Here is a 5,467-nt window from a genome sequence, read left to right as displayed (position 1 = left end):
AAACGCCGTAGCGCCGATGGTAGTGTGGGGTCTCCCCATGCGAGAGTAGGACACTGCCAGGCATCAAATAAAGCCGAAAGCCCTGAACTGACGTTCAGGGCTTTTTGCTATGCGTAAAATAAATATCCTGACAGTATCTATTACTTTGAAAAATGCCTTTTTGGGCATATGTAGCTTATCTTTATAAGGAGGCATAATGTTTCTTTGCTAGGGAAATAGCCAGCTAAATATATAATTGATAGTTCCAGATTATTATTTAAATAATAAAAATATCTATCTATGAACAGACTGATGAGAATTATCCGGTTATATCAAAGATAAATCTTAATTCTTCAGGGTATTAGTCGATAAATTTCACGTTAATTAAAACAAATATTAGCCAGACGCCTCGAATCGAGTAGACTAGGCGGAAGATTATTTCCGTATGGGTACTGAACGTTATGTCTACTGAAAGCGCGTCTTTAAAAAACCACAATACGTTTGCGCTCCCGGTCAACGCAGCGCACCTGATCATGGCCGATAGAATTGAGCTGATGCTCAAGGTGTGGCAACAAACGCGCAAGCGTCAGGAGCCGTTGCTGATTCTCGGTGAAGGTAGCAACGTGCTGTTCCTGGAGGATTTTTCTGGCACAGTAATGGTCAATCAGTTGAAGGGTATTGATGTTCGGGAAGATAACGATGCCTGGTATCTCCACGTCAGCTCCGGTGAAAATTGGCATGACCTGGTGCAATATACGCTGCAGGCCGGGATCTGCGGTCTGGAAAACCTGGCATTGATTCCTGGATTGGCCGGTTCCGCCCCTATCCAGAACATCGGCGCCTACGGCGTCGAATTGAAAGACGTCTGCGAGTATGTCGATCTGCTGGACTTCTCTACCGGCGCTATCGATCGTATTCCGGCTGCCGAGTGTGGTTTTGGCTACCGGGAAAGTATTTTCAAACACCGTTTCCAGACCGGACATGTCATTGTCGGGCTGGGTCTGCGTCTCAACAAACAGTGGCAACCCAAATTGAGCTACGGCGATCTGGCCAAGCTGGATCCTGCCACGGTGACGCCGCTTCAGGTATTTGAATCCGTATGCGCCATGCGCCGCAGCAAGCTGCCCGATCCACGTGAAACCGGCAATGCCGGCAGCTTCTTCAAGAATCCGCTGGTGAACGCAGAGAAAGCCGCAGAACTCATCGCTAAATATCCCGCTATGCCGCATTATCCACAGCAGGATGGCCAGGTGAAGCTGGCCGCCGGATGGCTTATCGATCAATGCGAACTGAAAGGATATCGTATCGGTGGCGCTGCGGTACACCGCCAACAAGCGCTGGTGCTGGTGAACATCGCCAACGCCCACAGTCAGGATGTGGTGGCGTTGGCGCGCCACGTACGCAAGACGGTGGCTGATAAATTCGGCGTGTGGCTGGAACCTGAGGTGCGTTTTATTGGCGCGACCGGTGAACTGAATGCCGTGGCGGTGCTGTCATGAAAGATACCAAGGTGCCGTTAAAACTGATCGCGCTGCTGGCTGACGGCGAATTCCATTCCGGTGAACACCTCGGTGAGTCACTGGGCATGAGTCGCGCGGCGATCAATAAGCATATTCAGACCATTCGCGAATGGGGACTGGATGTCTTTACCGTGCCCGGAAAAGGCTATAGCCTGCCTGGCGCCATCCAGCTGTTGGAAGCCAAGCGAATCCTCAGCCTGCTGGAAGACAAGCGTGTAAGCGTGTTGCCGGTGGTCGATTCCACCAACCAATACTTGCTGGACCGCATCGACGAATTGCACTCTGGTGATGCCTGCGTCGCTGAATACCAACAGGCTGGACGAGGGCGCCGCGGGCGGCAGTGGATCTCGCCATTCGGCGCTAATTTATATCTGTCGATGTTCTGGCGACTGGAGCAGGGGCCGGCAGCGGCTATGGGGCTTAGCCTGGTGATCGGGATGGTGATGGCGGAGGTCTTGCAGCGTCTCGGTGCGGCTGATGTGCGCGTGAAGTGGCCTAACGATCTTTATCTGAACGATCGTAAATTGGCGGGGATCCTGGTCGAACTGACGGGAAAAACCGGTGATGCGGCCCAACTGGTCATCGGCGCCGGCATCAACCTGGCGATGCGTGATACCAATGCCAGCGCCATTACTCAGGGATGGATTAACCTACAGGAAGCGGGAATTCAGATCGATCGCAATGAACTGGCTGCAACCTTGCTTAATGAACTGCGTCAGTCATTGAAACAGTTTGAGATAGACGGACTCGCGCCCTTTATCGGTCGCTGGCGTACCCTGGATAACTTTATCGACAGGCCGGTCAAGCTGCTGATTGGCGAGCGGCAGATTGTGGGTATCGCCCGAGGAATCGATTCACAGGGCGCACTGCTACTGGAACAGGACGGGGAGATCAAGCCCTTCATCGGTGGCGAGATATCGCTGCGCAGCGCGGAATAGTGAGAAAGACAAGGGGACAGTAATGTCCCCTGAATCGATCGGTAGGCTTACTTTCTTAAACGCACGCTTTCAACGGCGTGGTTAGCGCTTTTGGTCATTATCAGGCTGGCGCGTTCACGGGTGGGCAGTATATTCTGCTGCAAATTCAATCCGTTAATTTCATTCCATAATTGCGTGGCGATATTAATCGCCTCCGGTTCCGGCAATTTTGAATAATTATGGAAATAAGAATCGGGATTGGAAAATGCGCCCTGACGGAATTTCAGAAAACGATTGATATACCAGCTTTGCAATAGCGTCTCCGGCGCATCGACATATATAGAGAAGTCGACAAAGTCGGAAACGAATACGCGATGCGGATCGTGAGGATAATCCATACCGCTTTGCAATACGTTAAGCCCTTCCAGGATCAGAATATCCGGTTGCTCGATGACTTTATTACCTTCGGGCACAACGTCATAGATCAAATGGGAATAAACCGGAGCGGTGACGCGTTTGGCGCCGGATTTCACTTCCGACACGAATTTCACCAGGCTATGCATATCGTAAGACTGCGGGAAGCCTTTTTTCTTCATCAGGCCGCGTTCGTTCAGCACCTTATTAGGGTGCAAGAAGCCGTCGGTCGTGATCAACTCAACGCTGCGGTGTTCTGGCCAACGGCTCAACAACGCCTGCAACAGACGTGCGGTTGTGCTCTTACCTACGGCTACGCTGCCGGCGATGCCGATGACATAGGGAATCTTTTGCCCGTCGGTGCCGAGGAATTGCTCGAGCACCGCCTGCCTACGCAGGTTGGAACTGATATAGAAGTTCAACAGCCGTGACAGCGGCAGATAAATCTGCGCAACTTCTTCCAACGAGAGATCTTCGTTAATCCCTTTCAGTTTAACGATCTCTTCTTCCGACAACGTCAGCGGCACCGAATCTCGCAACGCAGCCCATTGGGTACGATCGAACTGTAGGTAAGGCGTTGCTAAAGATTGATCTCTTTTTATCATAAGCCAAATTCTGCCTGTTAACGCAGGTTGGGAAAGGCGCCGGACGCCAACTCCAGAGAATAAACAAGCTGCATATTATAGACAGCTTCGTTTTTGGCGTAGACTTTTTTCGCAAAAGTTGTCGATAGGCAGCAGTTTATGTCAATTGTGCGAAGCGGTGCGCAGTTGATAAAGCGGGGTTACAAGGCGGTATCATCAGAGCCGGATACCGCCTGAAGACTAACTGGCGATGGCGCGCGAAGGCTGACTTACGGTGAACAGACGTTTGTAATAAATGACGGTCGGATGGTAATGCCCATCGGGACCCGCTGCATAATCCGGCAGCTCACCCAAACAGCGATAACCCAGGCTGCGATAAAGCGCTTCTGCCGCCGAACCGACCTGCGTATCCAGATACAATAGCCCGCGTTGCTGCTGCAGTGCCGCGTACTCCAGCGTCTTCATCAGAGCCTGACCTACGCCGTTGCGGCGAGCACGGCTATGCACCAACAGCTTCACTACCTCCGCACGATTACGGCCGTTCGGCTTCTGGCAAAGCTCAAGTTGCACGGTGCCAACGACGCCGCGATCGTCACGGGCAATCCACAGCAGCAGCTCGCCTTTGGCCAGGGCCGGTCGCAGACTGTGGAAGTAGCTCTCGGCGTCTTCGTGAGGAATTAAGGTGTCGTAACCGACAGAAGCGCCGTGCGTGACGGCATCGGTCAACAGGCGGGCCAATTCATCGCGGTAAATCGGCAACGTAGCGGCGTTGATAGGCACTATTTTCATCGGTCATTCCTCCTGGGATGGGGGTAATGAAGAGAAGCAATAACTGAGCCACAGCGGCGAAAGGCATAGCAACGGCAAAAGGGCGAGGGATCAGTGTAGCCCACGCCGCAGTTCGGGGCAGGTATCCCCTTTTTGGTGCATCGATCCCGCTCACAGTTTACCATCGCGGGTTAAGTGTTTTGAGAAGCCCGACACGGAGAAAGCGGCGCTCAAGGCTTGCAAAAAGTGGATAAAATTGTAGAGAATGATTGCCGCGAGTGATGAATGTTTGCACGCCGCAGGCTGCAAATTGCATGACAGTATGCAAAATTGACTGATTTATGAGCGAAAGTGCGCGTAAAGCAATTTTTTTGTTGCATAGGTCGCCCGCTCTACCTAGAATGCGCTGCACTTGATGCCGGCTTAGCTCAGTAGGTAGAGCAACTGACTTGTAATCAGTAGGTCACCAGTTCGATTCCGGTAGCCGGCACCATTCAAGTCACAAGTAGTTAAAATCTGGTGGGGTTCCCGAGCGGCCAAAGGGAGCAGACTGTAAATCTGCCGTCACAGACTTCGAAGGTTCGAATCCTTCCCCCACCACCAAATCTTGCCTTCGGCGATTAACTGAGATGCGATAAATACCGCAACGGTTGATGGCGGGAGGAGAGGGCGAAAGCCTTCGGCAAGGTTCGAGCTGTGCAGCGCAAGGCGCAGCCGGCCCGAAGGATGCGAGCCGAGTGATGAACAATCCTGCTCCATCCCAAAATTCTACAGAAAAATCAGGTAGCCGAGTTCCAGGATGCGGGCATCGTATAATGGCTATTACCTCAGCCTTCCAAGCTGATGATGTGGGTTCGATTCCCACTGCCCGCTCCAAGATGTGCTGATATAGCTCAGTTGGTAGAGCGCACCCTTGGTAAGGGTGAGGTCGGCAGTTCGAATCTGCCTATCAGCACCACTTCTTAATTTCTCGCCCCCTGATTTTCTTTCTGTTCTGGATTCAACGAGCAAATGCTTGGTTGATGTGGTGATACCACCGATTTATCCGTGTCTTAGAGGGACAATCGATGTCTAAAGAAAAGTTTGAACGTACAAAACCGCACGTTAACGTCGGTACTATCGGCCACGTTGACCACGGTAAAACTACCCTGACTGCAGCGATCACTACCGTACTGGCTAAAACCTACGGCGGTTCTGCACGTGCTTTCGACCAGATCGATAACGCGCCAGAAGAAAAAGCTCGTGGTATCACCATCAACACCTCCCACGTTGAGTATGACACCCC

Annotated in this window: 5 protein-coding genes, 4 tRNA genes and 1 other RNA gene; 8 read left to right on the top strand and 2 right to left on the bottom strand. The window is 52.0% G+C overall.

The window, feature by feature from the left end:
* Positions 1-440 precede the first annotated feature (440 nt).
* The gene (gene murB, locus ACJ8OK_RS24220) at positions 441-1,478 is read left to right on the top strand and encodes a UDP-N-acetylmuramate dehydrogenase (protein WP_048326866.1); all 1,038 of its coding nucleotides are present in this window, start codon (positions 441-443) and stop codon (positions 1,476-1,478) included.
* The gene (birA, locus tag ACJ8OK_RS24215) at positions 1,475-2,437 is read left to right on the top strand and encodes a bifunctional biotin--[acetyl-CoA-carboxylase] ligase/biotin operon repressor BirA (protein WP_004929427.1); all 963 of its coding nucleotides are present in this window, start codon (positions 1,475-1,477) and stop codon (positions 2,435-2,437) included. The genes murB and birA overlap by 4 nt, the downstream gene beginning before the upstream one ends.
* Positions 2,438-2,484: 47 nt before the next feature.
* Here the strand turns inward: birA and coaA are convergent, their stop codons facing one another.
* On the bottom strand, positions 2,485-3,435 hold the full coding sequence (gene coaA, locus ACJ8OK_RS24210; protein ID WP_025304936.1) for a type I pantothenate kinase: 951 nt from the start codon (positions 3,433-3,435) through the stop codon (positions 2,485-2,487).
* Positions 3,436-3,654: 219 nt separating this feature from the next.
* A complete protein-coding gene (locus ACJ8OK_RS24205) occupies positions 3,655-4,203 on the bottom strand; it encodes a GNAT family N-acetyltransferase (RefSeq protein ID WP_060558200.1) in 549 nt (182 codons plus the stop codon).
* Positions 4,204-4,599: 396 nt separating this feature from the next.
* Here ACJ8OK_RS24205 and ACJ8OK_RS24200 point away from each other — a divergent pair.
* From ACJ8OK_RS24200 to ACJ8OK_RS24175, 6 genes are all read left to right on the top strand, one after another.
* Positions 4,600-4,675: transfer RNA gene (locus ACJ8OK_RS24200), tRNA-Thr, on the top strand.
* 25 nt (positions 4,676-4,700) lie between these two features.
* Positions 4,701-4,785, top strand: a tRNA-Tyr gene (locus tag ACJ8OK_RS24195).
* 46 nt (positions 4,786-4,831) lie between these two features.
* Positions 4,832-4,947, top strand: a non-coding RNA gene (locus ACJ8OK_RS24190) — RtT sRNA.
* Positions 4,948-4,983: 36 nt separating this feature from the next.
* A tRNA-Gly gene (locus tag ACJ8OK_RS24185) sits at positions 4,984-5,058 on the top strand.
* Positions 5,059-5,064: 6 nt separating this feature from the next.
* Positions 5,065-5,140 (top strand) — tRNA-Thr (locus tag ACJ8OK_RS24180).
* A gap of 109 nt (positions 5,141-5,249) precedes the next feature.
* On the top strand, positions 5,250-5,467 hold a 218-nt coding region (locus tag ACJ8OK_RS24175; RefSeq protein ID WP_045142993.1), incomplete at its 3' end, for a GTP-binding protein.

It is taken from the genome of Serratia sp. CY71090 (assembly GCF_052166845.1).
Lineage (GTDB): Bacteria > Pseudomonadota > Gammaproteobacteria > Enterobacterales > Enterobacteriaceae > Serratia > Serratia nematodiphila.
This window is presented reverse-complemented; position numbering and strand designations above follow the sequence as displayed.

What these genes read in the sequence shown, in the direction of transcription:
- murB (WP_048326866.1), top strand. Translation starts at nt 441, where the DNA reads ATGTCTACTGAAAGCGCGTCTTTAAAAAACCACAATACGTTTGCGCTC.
- birA (WP_004929427.1), top strand. Translation starts at nt 1,475, where the DNA reads ATGAAAGATACCAAGGTGCCGTTAAAACTGATCGCGCTGCTGGCTGAC.
- coaA (WP_025304936.1), bottom strand. Translation starts at nt 3,435, where the DNA reads ATGATAAAAAGAGATCAATCTTTAGCAACGCCTTACCTACAGTTCGAT.
- ACJ8OK_RS24205 (WP_060558200.1), bottom strand. Translation starts at nt 4,203, where the DNA reads ATGAAAATAGTGCCTATCAACGCCGCTACGTTGCCGATTTACCGCGAT.